Source organism: Candidatus Caldatribacterium saccharofermentans, assembly GCF_050267035.1.
GTDB lineage: Bacteria > Atribacterota > Atribacteria > Atribacterales > Caldatribacteriaceae > Caldatribacterium > Caldatribacterium saccharofermentans.
In genome coordinates, this window is record NZ_CP187957.1 from 2,051,992 (window position 1) to 2,065,331 (window position 13,340).

At 53.3% G+C, this 13,340-nt stretch carries 15 protein-coding genes and 1 riboswitch; of the genes, 8 read left to right on the forward strand and 7 right to left on the reverse strand.

Annotated features, from left to right (window positions below; genetic code table 11):
* Window positions 1-47 precede the first annotated feature (47 nt).
* Complete coding sequence (locus tag ACPT9Q_RS10505) at window positions 48-1,169, forward strand: tetratricopeptide repeat protein (RefSeq protein WP_427365804.1); 1,122 nt, start codon at window positions 48-50, stop codon at window positions 1,167-1,169.
* Window positions 1,153-2,202, forward strand: a complete 1,050-nt coding sequence (locus ACPT9Q_RS10510; protein ID WP_427365806.1) for a radical SAM protein — start codon at window positions 1,153-1,155, stop codon at window positions 2,200-2,202. Before ACPT9Q_RS10505 ends, ACPT9Q_RS10510 begins: the two co-directional genes overlap by 17 nt.
* A gap of 297 nt (window positions 2,203-2,499) precedes the next feature.
* On the opposite strand, the gene pdxT is transcribed toward ACPT9Q_RS10510, so the two are convergent.
* Window positions 2,500-3,087 carry a pyridoxal 5'-phosphate synthase glutaminase subunit PdxT gene (pdxT, locus tag ACPT9Q_RS10515; RefSeq protein WP_017873824.1) on the reverse strand — a complete coding sequence of 196 codons (588 nt, stop codon included), beginning with the start codon at window positions 3,085-3,087 and terminating at the stop codon, window positions 2,500-2,502.
* Window positions 3,087-3,962 (reverse strand): pyridoxal 5'-phosphate synthase lyase subunit PdxS, encoded by an 876-nt coding sequence (pdxS, locus tag ACPT9Q_RS10520; RefSeq protein WP_026137359.1) that lies wholly within the window; start codon window positions 3,960-3,962, stop codon window positions 3,087-3,089. Before pdxS ends, pdxT begins: the two co-directional genes overlap by 1 nt.
* Window positions 3,963-4,035: 73 nt before the next feature.
* A riboswitch (FMN riboswitch) is annotated at window positions 4,036-4,189 on the reverse strand.
* A 120-nt stretch (window positions 4,190-4,309) separates the two neighbouring features.
* On the opposite strand from pdxS, the gene ACPT9Q_RS10525 reads away from it, so the two are divergent.
* Genes ACPT9Q_RS10525 through ACPT9Q_RS10545 form a run of 5 tightly spaced genes read left to right on the forward strand, consistent with a single transcriptional unit; the run spans window position 4,310 to window position 7,484 of the window.
* Window positions 4,310-4,690: a helix-turn-helix transcriptional regulator gene (locus ACPT9Q_RS10525; protein ID WP_017873822.1), complete on the forward strand. Its 381-nt coding sequence runs from the start codon at window positions 4,310-4,312 to the stop codon at window positions 4,688-4,690.
* Entirely contained in the window at window positions 4,683-5,180 is a 498-nt protein-coding gene (locus ACPT9Q_RS10530) for a permease (protein WP_017873821.1), read from the forward strand. Before ACPT9Q_RS10525 ends, ACPT9Q_RS10530 begins: the two co-directional genes overlap by 8 nt.
* 3 nt (window positions 5,181-5,183) lie before the next feature.
* Entirely contained in the window at window positions 5,184-5,720 is a 537-nt protein-coding gene (locus tag ACPT9Q_RS10535; protein ID WP_017873820.1) for a permease, read from the forward strand.
* A gap of 46 nt (window positions 5,721-5,766) precedes the next feature.
* Window positions 5,767-6,963, forward strand: coding sequence for an FprA family A-type flavoprotein (locus tag ACPT9Q_RS10540; protein ID WP_427365809.1), 1,197 nt, complete (start codon window positions 5,767-5,769; stop codon window positions 6,961-6,963).
* 32 nt (window positions 6,964-6,995) lie between these two features.
* Window positions 6,996-7,484, forward strand: a complete 489-nt coding sequence (locus ACPT9Q_RS10545; RefSeq protein WP_427365810.1) for a ferritin — start codon at window positions 6,996-6,998, stop codon at window positions 7,482-7,484.
* Window positions 7,485-7,496: 12 nt separating this feature from the next.
* On the opposite strand, the gene ACPT9Q_RS10550 is transcribed toward ACPT9Q_RS10545, so the two are convergent.
* The gene (locus tag ACPT9Q_RS10550; protein ID WP_427365811.1) at window positions 7,497-7,895 is read right to left on the reverse strand and encodes a PaaI family thioesterase; all 399 of its coding nucleotides are present in this window, start codon (window positions 7,893-7,895) and stop codon (window positions 7,497-7,499) included.
* Between the two features lie 12 nt (window positions 7,896-7,907).
* Window positions 7,908-8,537, reverse strand: a complete 630-nt coding sequence (locus ACPT9Q_RS10555; RefSeq protein WP_427365812.1) for an SGNH/GDSL hydrolase family protein — start codon at window positions 8,535-8,537, stop codon at window positions 7,908-7,910.
* Between the two features lie 107 nt (window positions 8,538-8,644).
* Here ACPT9Q_RS10555 and ACPT9Q_RS10560 point away from each other — a divergent pair, with 107 nt between their 5' ends.
* Window positions 8,645-9,793, forward strand: coding sequence for a radical SAM protein (locus ACPT9Q_RS10560; protein WP_427365814.1), 1,149 nt, complete (start codon window positions 8,645-8,647; stop codon window positions 9,791-9,793).
* On the opposite strand, the gene ACPT9Q_RS10565 is transcribed toward ACPT9Q_RS10560, so the two are convergent.
* From ACPT9Q_RS10565 to ACPT9Q_RS10575, 3 genes are all read right to left on the reverse strand, one after another.
* On the reverse strand, window positions 9,757-10,101 hold the full coding sequence (locus ACPT9Q_RS10565) for a hypothetical protein (protein WP_017873580.1): 345 nt from the start codon (window positions 10,099-10,101) through the stop codon (window positions 9,757-9,759). The two genes, ACPT9Q_RS10560 and ACPT9Q_RS10565, sit on opposite strands and share 37 nt — an antisense overlap.
* Window positions 10,076-11,557 carry a [FeFe] hydrogenase H-cluster radical SAM maturase HydG gene (gene hydG, locus ACPT9Q_RS10570; protein WP_017873579.1) on the reverse strand — a complete coding sequence of 494 codons (1,482 nt, stop codon included), beginning with the start codon at window positions 11,555-11,557 and terminating at the stop codon, window positions 10,076-10,078. The genes ACPT9Q_RS10565 and hydG overlap by 26 nt, the downstream gene beginning before the upstream one ends.
* Before the next feature lie 181 nt (window positions 11,558-11,738).
* Window positions 11,739-13,334, reverse strand: a complete 1,596-nt coding sequence (locus tag ACPT9Q_RS10575) for a sodium:solute symporter family protein (protein WP_427365815.1) — start codon at window positions 13,332-13,334, stop codon at window positions 11,739-11,741.
* Between the last annotated feature and the right edge of the window lie 6 nt (window positions 13,335-13,340).

Sequence of the window (13,340 nt, forward strand, 5' to 3'; positions counted from 1 at the left end):
TTTTTCTGCTAAAATGAGAAGAAAAAGGGTGGGGGGTAAGGAAACCAGTGTTTCTCCTTCTCCTTGCAGCACTTGCGGTTCTTGCGCTTTATCTCTCGCGTATTGAGGTTCGAGATATTTTCTCCCCAGAGCTCAGAAGGCTTGTCCTTCTTGCCTTTAGATACCTCCGGGAGAAACGATACCGGGAGGCCATCGAGACCTACAACGTTCTTCTTGAGCTGAAGCCGGATTACGCTGAGGGGTATGTGAACCGTGGTAATGCCTATTTCGCCCTTGGAGAGACTGAAAAAGCGCTTGCTGACTACTCGAAAGCGATTGTGCTGCGACCCGATTTCGCCGAGGCCTATAACAACCGGGGGAATGCCTATCTCTCGCTGGGTCGGCTCGAAGAGGCTTTACAGGACCTCTCCCGAGCCTGTGAGCTGAATCCGCGTCTTCCTGAGGCCTTCTTTAACCGGGCTATAGCGCTTGCAGAGCAGGGGAAGCACAAGGAAGCAGTGGAAGACCTCACACAGTGCATTGCGCTGAATCCTTCTGATTCCGAGGCACTCTACTACCGGGCACTGCTTGTTCTTAGGCACAGGGGGTGTGAAGAGCTTGTTGTGCAGGATGTTTCAAGAGCCCTGAGTCTTCGACCTCTTGATCCGAGGCTGTACCTGCTTCGGGGTACCTATTTCTTTCAGAAAGGAGACCACAACAGGGCGCTTGAGGATTTCTCAAAGGTTATCACCCTGCAGAGACAGAATCCCAAAGCTCATTATCTCAAGGGCATAGTCCTGCTTGAGCTCGGGCACTATGGCGAGGCAGTAGAAAGCCTTAGTGAAGCCATTCATCTTGATCCGGCCCTTTTCCGGGCATATTTTGCCCGTGGTCTGTGCTTTTACAGGAAAGGAGAGTACGAGAAGGCCCTTGAAGATTTTTCCGCGGCGATTCTTCTGAACCCTGCTTTCCTCAGAGGGTATGCTTTCCGGGCGCTTACGTACAGGGCTCTGGGACAGTGGGAGAAAATGGAGCAAGACGTGTCACACCTAAAAGAGCAGGGTTTTCCATGGAGCGTATTTCTCGAGAGAGAGGGAATATTGCAGGAGGGTTGTCCCGGAGAGGAAATCGGGGTTTTTGACCAACTGGGGAGTGATGTCCTGGTGATGGAGTATGGAGGAGCCACGTGAGGGACGTTGTTCTTTCTGTGGAGAAAAGTCCTTTCTCATCGCCGATTTCCTGGGCCTTTGTCGCAGGTGCATCATTGAGAATTTCTCCCAGGTGCGTTCCCATATTCAGGAGGTTCATCGTCGGGCTCGCCAGTCTTTTGGTCTTCCCTATCCGGCGCCTTCAGGGACTTCCCGGTGCAGGATCTGTGTTCATACCTGTGCGCAGGGAGAGAAGAGTTTCTGTGGTCTGGTTGAGGAAGGGAAACGTTGGGCGGGAACACCAAAAAGAGGTCTTCTGGAGTGGTACTATGACGACCTTCCGACGAATTGCGTGGCAGCTTCTGTTTGTCCTGAGAGGAAACACTTTGGGTACCAGAACCTTGCCGTCTTCTACGCAGGATGTTCCTTGAATTGCCTTTTCTGCCAGAACTGGCATTTTCACCGCCTTCTTGCCGAGCGGAAACCTCTTGCAAGCGTTGAAGACCTCCTCAAAGCACTACACCCCCGAGTTGCCTGTGTGTGCTTTTTTGGTGGGGATCCAGCGCCTCAAATAGCCCATGCCCTTGCATTTGCCCGAAAGGCCAAGACAATGGTTCGTGTTTGCTGGGAGACCAATGGGACAGTGCATCCTGAAATCCTCCAGAGGATGTACAAGCTTTCCTGCGAAAGCGGAGGGATTCTCAAGGTGGATTTAAAGGCCTTTGACGAGCGTATTCACTTCGCCCTCACCGGGGTGACGAATCGCAGAATCCTCGAAAACTTTGCCTGGCTTGCCGAAGAAAGCAAAAAGCACGAAAGGCCCACTGTTGTGGCGAGTACTCCCTTAGTACCCGGGTATGTCCCTGAGGAGGAAGTGGAGCAGATCGCCCTTTTTATTGCCCGCCTTAACCCTGATATCCCCTACGTCCTTTTGGGTTTTGCGCCGAATTTCTTCTTCGATAATCTCCCGACGACGTCCGTTCGCCATGCCGAGGAGGCGCTCAAGAGGTGCCAGGGGGCAGGGTTGAAGAACGTCCTTATAGGCAACCGATTCCTGCTCTCTCAGTGGTACTAAAAAACTGCGGGTCCCAACAAACCCCTTAAGTCCCAATTTTTGCTTCAGAGGCCGGAGCTCTGCGACCTCCGTAGGAGCATCAGGAAGAACCCCTCAGCTCATTAGGACCTCGAGATTCCTCGGGACCCGCAATCTACACCACAGGCTCCAGCAAACCTTCCGCTGCAAGACCCAGCAGCTTGAGGATTCCCTCTTCTGCCAGCTCCCCAACTTCCAGCCTCCTGAAACCTGTGGCAGTTGTATTATCGCCCCTTCCTCTTTCCCTGTCAAGGGGCAGAACGAAATTTTTTGGAAGTTTTATACCCTGGGTTTCCGAGAAGAGACGACTCCCAGGAAGTATTCATGCACCCGCGTATCTTCCGTAAGCTCGGGATGGAATGTGCATCCAAGGATGGCACCGTATTGCACCATTACCGGTTGCCCGTCAAAAGAGGAGAGAAAGTAGACCTCAGGACCAGCTGTTTCGATCCGGGGAGCCCGGATGAACACCCCGGGGAAGGGTCGTGATGGGTCAAAGGCGAGAGTGAGCGGGGCAACGAAGCTCTCCCTTTGCCTGCCGTAGGCGTTTCTCCGCACCCTTATCGGGAGTACTCCTAAGGAAGTAAAGTGTTTCCCTTCAATTTCTTGGGCAAGAAGGATTGTTCCTGCGCAGGTTGCGAGTGCAGGCATGCCTTGGATAAGGGCTTCCCGAAGAGGTTGCACGAGGTCCCCATTTTGGAGGAAAATTCCTATGGTTGTGCTTTCTCCTCCAGGAAAAACAATGGCGTTGACTCCTTCGAGATCTCTTGCGTACCGGATTCTTCTGGTCTTCACCCCAAGCCGCTGAAAAATCCTCTCGTGTTCCTCAACGCTTCCCTGAAAGCCGAGAATGCCGACTTCCACCATTACCACCCCCGTTCCTGGAGGAGTACTGTAAACTCCTCCTTCACAAGACCCTTCATGGCTCCCCTGATTCCCCTGCATGCTTCAAGAAGGGCTTCCTTATCGTCAAAGAAGGTGCAGGCCTGGACAATACTTCTTGCAAAGGCGGGAGGGTTTTCCGATTTGAAAATTCCCGAGCCAACAAAGATGCCATCGGCTCCAAGGAGTCGCAAAAGAGCAGCATCCTGGGGGGTAGCAATGCCACCAGCGGCGAAATTCACCACGGGGAGTCGCTTTTCTTTGCGGACTTCTTCAAGGAGAGCGGGAGAGACACCCATTTCCTTAGCGACTCTGGGGAGTTCCTCAGGGGGGAGAGAACAGACATAGTGTATCTCGCGGGTGATTCGTCTCATGTGCCGCACGGCCTCGACGACGTTCCCTGTGCCCGCTTCGCCCTTAGTGCGAATCATCGCTGCACCTTCCTGAATTCTCCGCAAGGCTTCTCCCAGGTCCCGGGCTCCGCAGACAAAAGGCACGGTGAAAGCGTGTTTGTCAATGTGGTTTTCTTCATCCGCTGGAGTGAGGACCTCGCTCTCATCGATGAAATCCACTCCCAGAGCTTCAAGAACCATGGCTTCGGCAATATGCCCGATACGAACCTTGGCCATGACCGGAATAGACACGGCTTCCATAATGGCGACAATTTTCTCGATTGAGGCCATTCGGGCGACACCACCTTCGCGGCGAATGTCAGCTGGAACACGTTCAAGAGCCATAACGGCGACCGCTCCTGCATCCTCAGCAATGCGAGCCTCTTCGGGGCTTGTTACATCCATGATGACACCTCCTTTCAGCATCTCCGCCAGCCCCTTCTTGACCACCCAGCTTCCCTTTTCCATTTTCCTCACCTTCCTTTCTGGCTTTGCAAAAAAGAAAAGCCCCAACCTTCGTTGGGGCTTTAAAGACGACGGAACCAACCTTCGCCCATTCGGACTATACCGTCGGCACCGGATTCTCACCGGTTCAACCGCTGAGGCTGATGGGCTCGTCCCCTCGAAAAGAGGGGCATCACCACCGGTTGGGAATTGGAGGGAAACGCCCTCCTCACCCTGCCCCGAAGGTTGGAAAAGGTAGCGCTATTCACTTTTTAGGGAAGTATATCACAGAGCTCTTGACAGCAGAAGCTGCGACGTATAACCTATATGTGCATTTTGCATATAAGTGATATTTTAAGGAGTGAGAGTCCGTGTGCTTTTCGTCGCACTGCGAGTGTCCGGGATTCAGGATTGAACGGTTTCTGCAACCGTGTCTCCTTCTGTGTCTTGCTATTCGGTCCTCCCACGGGTATGAACTCATGGAGCGGCTGAAACACTTTCTTCTTGAGGATGAATCCCCAGACCCTGGACTCGTGTATCGAACCCTTCGAAAAATGGAAGAGGATGGATGGGTTTCCTCGGAGTGGGTTACGGAAACTTCAGGGCCGGCAAAGAGAATCTATACCCTCACCGGTGAAGGCAAGACGGTACTCCGGCTTTGGGTGGAGCACGTGCGGAGGCAAGTACTAAGGCTTCAGAGATTTCTTGAAGAGTACGAGAAGTTCCAGAGGGAGAGCGAACACCATGGGTGATATCACTACGTTTGTTCTCTACGGTCTTGCCCTTTCCTGGCTTGCCTTTTCTTTTGCCAGAGATCGAAAAAAGGCGGAACAAGCACTCAGAAAAGCCTGGAAAAGCTTTGCGAACATTCTCCCTGCATTCCTTGTGGTCCTCCTCATTCTTGCCCTGGTTGTGGTCCTCCTTCCTGAGGCAACCATTGCCGCTTTTCTGGGGGAAAGAAGTGGTTTTTTGGGGTATCTCCTTGCCTCTGTCGTTGGGGCGGTTACCCTTGTTCCTGGTTTTGTCGCTTTTCCCATGGCAAAGGTGCTCCTTGACCATGGCGCGGGGATTGCCCAGATGGCCGTATTCATCTCTACCCTCATGATGGTCGGTGTTGTGACCCTCCCCCTTGAGATCCGATACTTTGGGGTAAAAGCCGCAGTATGGCGAAATCTCCTGGCCTACTGTTACGCCTTTTTCGTAGGGTACGGAGTCTGGATCTTTGTAAAGGTGATGAGGTGAGCCATGGTCAAGGATATTCTTCGAACCTACCGAGGATTTTTCGTCCTTCTGGGGCTGTGCTTCGTTATGTTTTTCTTTTCTCCCCTTCTGGGAAGGAAGGTCTTTGCAGTAGCCCTGCAGAATATCCTTTTCATGCTCAGTGTTATCCCGCCTGTGTTTATCCTTGTTGGGCTCTTTGATGTGTGGATCCCCAGGGAAAAGGTGGTGAAACGGCTGGGAGAGGCTTCAGGGATGGTTGGTATCGGTATAGCTCTGGCCCTGGGGGCCCTTGCTGCCGGTCCTCTTTACGCTGCATTCCCCGTGGCTGAAGTTCTCCTTCGAAAGGGTGTAAGCTTACGGAATGTGTGGATTTTCCTCGGAGCGTGGTCAACGATGAAAATCCCAATGCTCCTTTTTGAGATACAGAATCTCGGGCTGGTCTTTGCCGCGTCGAGGTACTTCATGTCTTTTCTTGGAGTCCTCGCCATTGCCTTTCTCCTTGACCGTTTTCTGAGCCTTGAGGAGAAAAATCGTATATATCTCCCTTTTGAGACGCCTTAAGGTCTGGTACAATGGAACAACGCAGGAAAAGAGAGGAGGGATGGCAATGCCCTCGGTGGAGGTTCGCCCCGGTATCTACTGGATTGGCGTCAACGACCACACCACAGACCTCTTTGAAGGTCTCTGGCCCATAACGCAAGAAGGGGTTTCCTATAATTCGTACCTCATTGTTGACCAAAAAAACGCCATTGTTGATCTCGCCAAATCCCTGAAAGTTGATGAGTACCTTGCCCAGATTAGCGAGCGCATTCCCCTTGAAAGCCTCAACTACATCATCCTCAACCACATGGAGCCAGACCACACGGGAGTTTTGAGGATTCTCAGGAAACTCGCTCCTCAAGCGGTTATTCTCTGTTCACCTCAGGCGAAGGATATGGTTTCGGCCTTTTACAGCATTTCCGAAGGTGTTCAGGTCGTCCGCGATGGGGAACGGATCGACTTGGGGGAAAAGAAACTGGTCTTCTACCATATCCCCATGGTCCACTGGCCGGAGACCATGGTGACGTATGAGGAGAAAACGCAAACGCTCTTTTCCTGTGACGCCTTCGGGGGTTATGGAGCCCTTCAAGGAGCAATTTTCGAGGACGAGTGCCCGCAATTTGATTTTTACATCAGGGAATCGCTCCGGTACTTTGCGAACATTGTGGCCAAGTACAGCACTATGGTTCTGAAAGCTATCGAGAAACTCTCGTCGCTTTCGATTTCCATCGTGGCTCCCTCGCACGGTCTCATCTGGAGGAAGAACCCGGGGCATATCATTGAGCTTTACCGGAAATGGTCTCAGTACGCGGAAAGTGGGGGAGAAATAGGAGTTACGCTCCTTTATGGCTCGATGTACGGCAACACTGAGGCCATGGTGGACGCCCTGGCTCAGGGAATAGCCGAAAGCGGGGTTCAGGTCGACATGTTCGATGCCCGGCGGGTACATCCGAGCTACATTCTGGCTTCCCTCTGGGAGAAAAAGGGTGTTGTGGTTGGGGCACCGACGTATGAGGCCGGGCTTTTCCCACCGGTAGCACAGGTCCTTGACCTGGCACTTCGCAAAAACGTGAAGCACAAAAAGGCGATGTACCTTGGGAGCTTTGGGTGGTCTGGAGGAGCAAGGAGAGAGGTTGAACGCTTCGCCCGTGAGCTTAGCTGGGAGATGACGGTTGCCTTTGAGTTCCGTGGTGGAGGGACAAAAGAGGACTGGCAACGGGTCAAGCAGCTGGGGCGGGAATTCGGAGAGTCTCTCAGAGGTTAAAAAATAAAAATTCCTAAGAAGGGAGGATTCTTATGCTGAGCAAGCGTCTTGAAGAGGCGGTGAACGAGCAGATTAAAAACGAGTTTTATTCTGCTTACCTTTATCTGGCGATGGCGGCGCAGTGTGAGGCCATGAACCTCAAGGGATTTGCCCACTGGCTTAAGGTACAGGCAAAGGAGGAAATCGCCCACGGCATGCGCCTTTTCGATTTTGTGAATGACCGGGGAGGGCGCGTGGTGCTCCGGGCCATCGAGCAGCCTCCTGTGGAGTATCCTTCTCTCAAGGCCATGTTTGAAGCAGTCCTGGAACACGAGAAGAAAGTCACGGGGATGATTCACAAGCTCTATGAAATGGCTCGTGAAGAAAAAGACTACCCCCTTATGACCCACCTGCAGTGGTTTGTCGATGAGCAGGTTGAGGAAGAGAAGAACGCCTCAGAGATCCTGGGATATCTCAAGATGGCAGGAGAGGGGCCAGGGCTTCTTGTGCTCGACGCCAGAATGGGGGAAAGAAAGGACTGAGGGGAAACCCCCTCAGTCCTTTCTTTTTCGGTAACAGAGTGCCTGCGCGAAGGCAACAGGTATCCCATCTTCGTTGTATGCTGTGAGACTGTAAAGACCAGTTCTTGGAGTGAGAGCAACTTCTTTTGCCTCGGCAACAAGATCTCCGGAAACCACAGGTTTCATGTAATGCACGGTGACGCTTATGGCCACTGCGTCCTCCACGTGGGAGTTGCAGGCGAGTTCGAAAGCTTCATCAAGCAGGGAAAAGAGCGCCCCTCCATGGAGGATGGAGAAGATGTTGTGCAGGTGTTCCTGTACCTTCATCCGTACCCGGGCGTAACCTTCGGCAAGCTCCTCGAGTTCCATTCCGAGAAACCGGGCATATCCCTCCTTAACGAACTTCTCCCGCAAAATAGCGATTTTCTCCATGTTCTACTCCTCCTACAGGGCCTGCCGGATTATCCCTGCTAAGGCTTCGGCGAAGGCCCGATTGCCCTCGGCATCCCAGTGGATGCCATCTCTGGGGCTTGTCCGTACCACTTCCTGGGCATCGAAGAAGAAGCACCTGAGTCGTTCTGCCTGGAGACGGTAGAGGTGTCCGAGCTTTCGGGATTTTTCCTCCCCTCCTGTGAAAATTTCCGCCTCTTGAGGTAGAGGTCCAATCGGTGGTGGGGCGACGAGAAGCACCAGGGGAGCACGACCACCTGGACCGGCGGGACTTCTCTGGGCGATTTTCACCAGCTCTCCTGCGCTTTGAGCGATATCTGCGGGGTGGAGATTGAACCGTTGCTTGAGATCGTTTGTGCCAAGGAGAATGACGACAAGATCCAGTGGTCTGTGAGTCTCGAGAAGCATTACAAGATGTCGTCGACCGTTCTTGTCCCCCTCAATGGGGTCATCGAAACCCGTGGTACGGCCGTTCAGTCCTTCCTCGATGATTTCGTAGTCTTTCCCGAGAAGGCGAGCGAGAATCCTCGTCCAGCGTTTCTCCGGAGGAAAGCGATCCTGGCTTTCCGGATCCCATCCCCAAGTGAGGGAGTCACCAAAGCAAAGGATACGCCTGGGGTACATTTTACTTCCCTCCTTTTTCCTGAAAATTACCAGGAGATTCTGGGGGTGTGCAAGGGGATTGGCAGAATATTTGGGGAAGAGGTACAATGTATTTTGGGGGGCAGACGGTGAAAGATCTTGAGGAAAAGCTTGTCCTTCTTGGTTCTGAAGCACGGTTTGACCTGTGCGGGTCGTGTTTTGGGGGAGAGTCACGCATCCGCCATCCCAGGGGTGGATGGATTTACCCTGTTGCCCTCCCCGATGGCCGAAGGGTTCCGGTCCTAAAGATACTCCTTTCCAACGAATGTATTCACAATTGTTTCTACTGTGCGAATCGGGCTGGAAGACCCTCTCTTCGAGCGACGTTCGTCCCCGAAGAGCTTGCTCGTCTTTTCATGAACCTCTACGAGAGAGGTCTTGTGCAGGGGCTTTTCCTGAGCTCAGCAGTTTTCCGGGAACCCTCCCGGGCAATGGAAGACATGATTAAGGTGGCTGAGATGCTCCGCTCCCGGTACCGTTTCCCGGGGTACATCCATTTGAAAGTTCTGCCTGAAGTCGGCTTTGACTTTGTGGAAGAAGCCGCAAAGTTTGCGACCCGTATTTCTGTGAACCTCGAGGCGCCTTCCCTGGAGCATCTCAAAAGGATTGCCCCTGAGAAGGACTTTACACGCATCTTTGAAAAGTTTTTCTGGTTTCGGGAACTCCAGAAAAGAGGGGAGCTCCGTGGAGGATTCACCACTCAGTTCGTTGTAGGAGCAGCCGGGGAAAAGGACCGGGAAATCCTCAAAGTGTCGGCTGTGCTTTATCGGGAGTTTCAGGCACAGCGTGTGTACTACAGCGCTTTTCAACCCGTTGTGGGAACCCCACTTGAGGACATGCCTGGGGTTTCCACCTGGCGGGAACACCGGCTGTACCAGGCCGATTTTCTCATCCGGAAGTACGGTTTCTCCTTTGAGGAAATACCCTTGAGGGACGATGGCAATCTCTTCCTCTCGAAAGACCCCAAGACCGTCTGGGCGCTGCGGCATCCCGAGTACTTTCCCGTTGAGGTCCATCAAGCACCCTATGAGGTGCTCATCCGTGTCCCCGGAATTGGACCAGAAACGGCCAAGAACATCCTTAGGTTGCGCCGGCAGGGAGTTCACATTACCCCGGAAGTCCTCAAAAAGCTCGGGCCCTCTGCCACAAGAGCTCTACCTTTTCTCCTGTTCCGGGGTAAAAAGGCCGTTTCTTCCTTCTCTCAGCCCTCGCTTTTTACCGAGGAAGTTCCTGTCTGAGCAAGGAGCTCTCTCAGAAAAGCAAGTATCGCCTCCCCCTCTGAAGGAGGAATGCATTCCCATTTCTCTGCCACAAGTCCAAAGCGTGGTGTGAGGGGAATCTGACGGAGGGGAAGAGGGTCTTCCCCTCCGCATCCGGTAACATAGGACCATCGTTTTCCCAAAATTTCGGCAAACCATACCCGCGCACCGTAGCGCTCGAGGATTTTCTCGGCGATGGTACGCAGGGCATCTGAGAGATTTCTTTTCGCCACTTCTTCCTGGATTTCCTTCAGCCAATCCTCAAATGCGAAGGTCCCTTTCTCCACGTTCGATTCGCTCCAGGTACTCCCGAACAAGGGGTTTCAGAGCCTCGTCAAGCTCAGCAAACTTCTGTTCGATGAGCCTTTCGCCGACACTCCGGGTTTCTGGAGAGGCGTAATCGATGAGGTACTCCTTGAAGGTGAGGATGGCATTTGGCATGCAGAAATGGTGGATTTTGCCCTTTTTGGCGATCCCCATGAAGTATTTCCCGGTTCTCCCACAGCGGTAGTCTGCGGTGCAGAAAGACGTGATGTATCCCATCTCAGCGAGTTCTCGCACCACTTCGTCTAAAGACCTGGGGTCGCCAATCTGAAACTGCTGTCGCTTGAGGTCCTGCTCGGTATACCGATCACTGTAAGCCCCAATGCCAATACGCGTGGAAGCGTCGGTCTGTGTACACCCCACGGGGATGACCTCACGACGGATATGTGCTGGCTCTCGAGCGGTAATAATCATTCCGGTATAGGGAACAGAGAGGCGGATAACGGCCACAAGCCGCTTGAAGTCCCGATCAGAGACCTTGTATCGTGTTTCCTGGACGAAGGGGGTATTAATGGCCGGCTCAAGGCGAGGGAAGGAAATGGTATGGGGTCCGACTCCTCCAAAATGCCGTTCAAGGTCTATGGTGTGGTAGAGAAGCCCCATAACCTCAAACTTCCAGTCGTAGAGTCCAAAGAGTGCCCCAATGGCTACATCATCGATTCCTGCTTCCTGGGCCCGGTGCAGCGCATAAAGGCGCCACCGGTAATGGGCCTTGAGGGTTCCCTCGGGGTGAACCTTTCGATACGTTTCGTGGTGGTATGTCTCTTGAAAAACCTGGAACGTCCCGATCCCAACTTCTTTGAGAATTCGAAGGCGGGCAATGTCCATGGGTGCTGCATTGACGTTAACCCTGCGAATTTCCCCATTGCCGACTTTTGTTTCGTAGACGGTTTGGATGGTTCTGGCAATATAGTCAACATCGGAAAGAGGATGCTCTCCGTACACCATGATGAGGCGTTTATGCCCCATGGAGACTAAGGCTTCTGCTTCCCTCCGGACCTCTTCGATGGTGAGCCGCCGCCGTTTCTGCAGGTGATTGTCCCTTCGAAATCCGCAGTAGAGGCAATTGTTGACGCAGAAGTTGCTACAGTACAGTGGGGCGAAAGTGACGATGCGGTCTCCGTAGACCTTCCGTTTTACCTCACCTGCTGCCTGGAAAATTTCTTCCCACAGCTCCTCATCCTCAACGTTGAGGAGCGTTGCAGTCTCCTCCGGTTCAAGACGTTCCAGAGCAAGGGATTTGGCAATAATGTCCCGGACCCTCTGGGGTTCAGGATTCCGGTGCTTTCGGAGGAGTTCTTCAATCTCCTCGTCATTGATAAAATCACGCCCGTTGACAAGGTACCGGTTGATTTCTTCTTCCTTGATGACACCTTGCATCCACTCTCGCACATTGAGTGGAACGTCTCTCGTCAGCATACTGTCACCTCCCTGTATCCTGCATAAAACAAAAACCTGGCCTGCGGGAGGAGTAGACCAGGTTCACCAACCCCCTTGGTTTCAGAAGCATTTCGCTTCCTCACCGCAGGCAGTTTTTTGCTTTTTGAAGTATTATACCACGCTCTGGCACCGGGAAACACCGGTTTCCCGGTGCCGTCTTTTATGAGAGGCCATTGAAGCAGGTTTTGAGGTGAGTTTCGTCTGGGGGTTGCGTGAAGCGGCTCACTAGGACAGTTGCAAGGGCAGCAAGAGGAAGCGCAATAACGATGGGATCCACGACTTTCCAGGGAAGACCCCACAGGGCCCCCCGTCCAAAAAGGGCCTGGCACAACCCAAGGACCTGGGATTCCTTTTCATGCACGAAGAGGAACCAGAACATGCTTGCGGCAAAGCCTGCGACCATTCCGGCAATGGCTCCGGCCTTAGTGATGCGGCGGGAGTACAAAGCCCCGATGTACATGGGGAGGAGCGTTGAAGCGCAGAGACCGAAGAAAATGGAGGTTCCCCGGGCAATGATCTCTGAACCCGCGCCATAGAAGCGAGGCAGACCCCACCCGAGGAAGCTGCTCAGAATAATTCCGATGGACGTTCCAATACGGTTGAGGCCGATGGTGCCCCTTCGCCCTGTAAGCGTTTCGAAGATGTCACGACTCAGGGCTGTGCCTATCGTGTGGTATTGACTACTCATGGTGGACATGGCTGCAGCAAAAAGCGTGACGAGGAAGAGGATGCTAAACCATGAAGGCATGGTTCTTTCGATGAAGAGGGGGATGATGGAATCGACCTGTTTGTGGGCAGCGAGGAAAGAAATCTGACCGGTGGTGTTGAAGAAGTAGACGTTGGTGAGTGCCCCAACGACAAAAGCGACTCCCGTCATGGCGAGGATGAAAATCCCTCCAATGGCCGTGGCCCGGTTGAGCTCTCTGCTGCTCCGCACAGTCATGAAGCGGACAACAAGTTGTGGTTGCGCCAGAACCCCAATGCCCACTCCAAGGACAATTGTGGATACGACCGTCCACCAGAGAGGAGAGAGAAAGGCAGGCATGCTGGTGAATCCTCGGTGTCCCATGGCACCAAAGACCTCTTGGGCTTTTGGGGTGAGAGCGGTGAGGGCTTCGTGAGCCTGGGTCACACCCCCGAGGCGGTAGTAGGTGAGAAAGAGGAGAGAGAGCATACCAGCGAACATCACAGTCCCCTGAAAGGCATCGGTGTACATGACACCTTTCAAGCCCCCCATGATGACGTAGAGGGCGACAATGGCGGAAAAGAGTAGAAGGCCGGCTTCGTAATCCACCTTGAGGTTCACGGTGAGAAACTGCGTGGCTCCCATGAGGACTGCAGAGACGTAGATGGGCATGAAGAGGAAGATCAAAATGCCGCTGAAGACCTGGATGAATCTCGACTGGAAACGCTTTCCCAGAAGCTCTGGAAAGGTGTGTGCATCGAGGTTATATCCCATGGCACGGGTCCGGTGGCCGAAAAAGACGAAGGCGATGAATATCCCGACGAAGATGTTCAGGAACGTGAGCCAGAGAAGGCTCAACCCAAAGAGTGCTGCTGTCCCTCCGAAACCCACAATGGCCGAGGTACTGATGAACGTTGCCCCATACGACATGGCCATGATGTAGGGGTGGGCTTCCCGCCCGGCAAGAAGGTAGTCTGTGGTTGTCCTGGTCCTCCGGTAGGCGACGTATCCAAGATACCCCGTGATGAGGAGGTACACAAGCGTTGCAAGCACAAGGGCAAGACGGTACATGCTTCT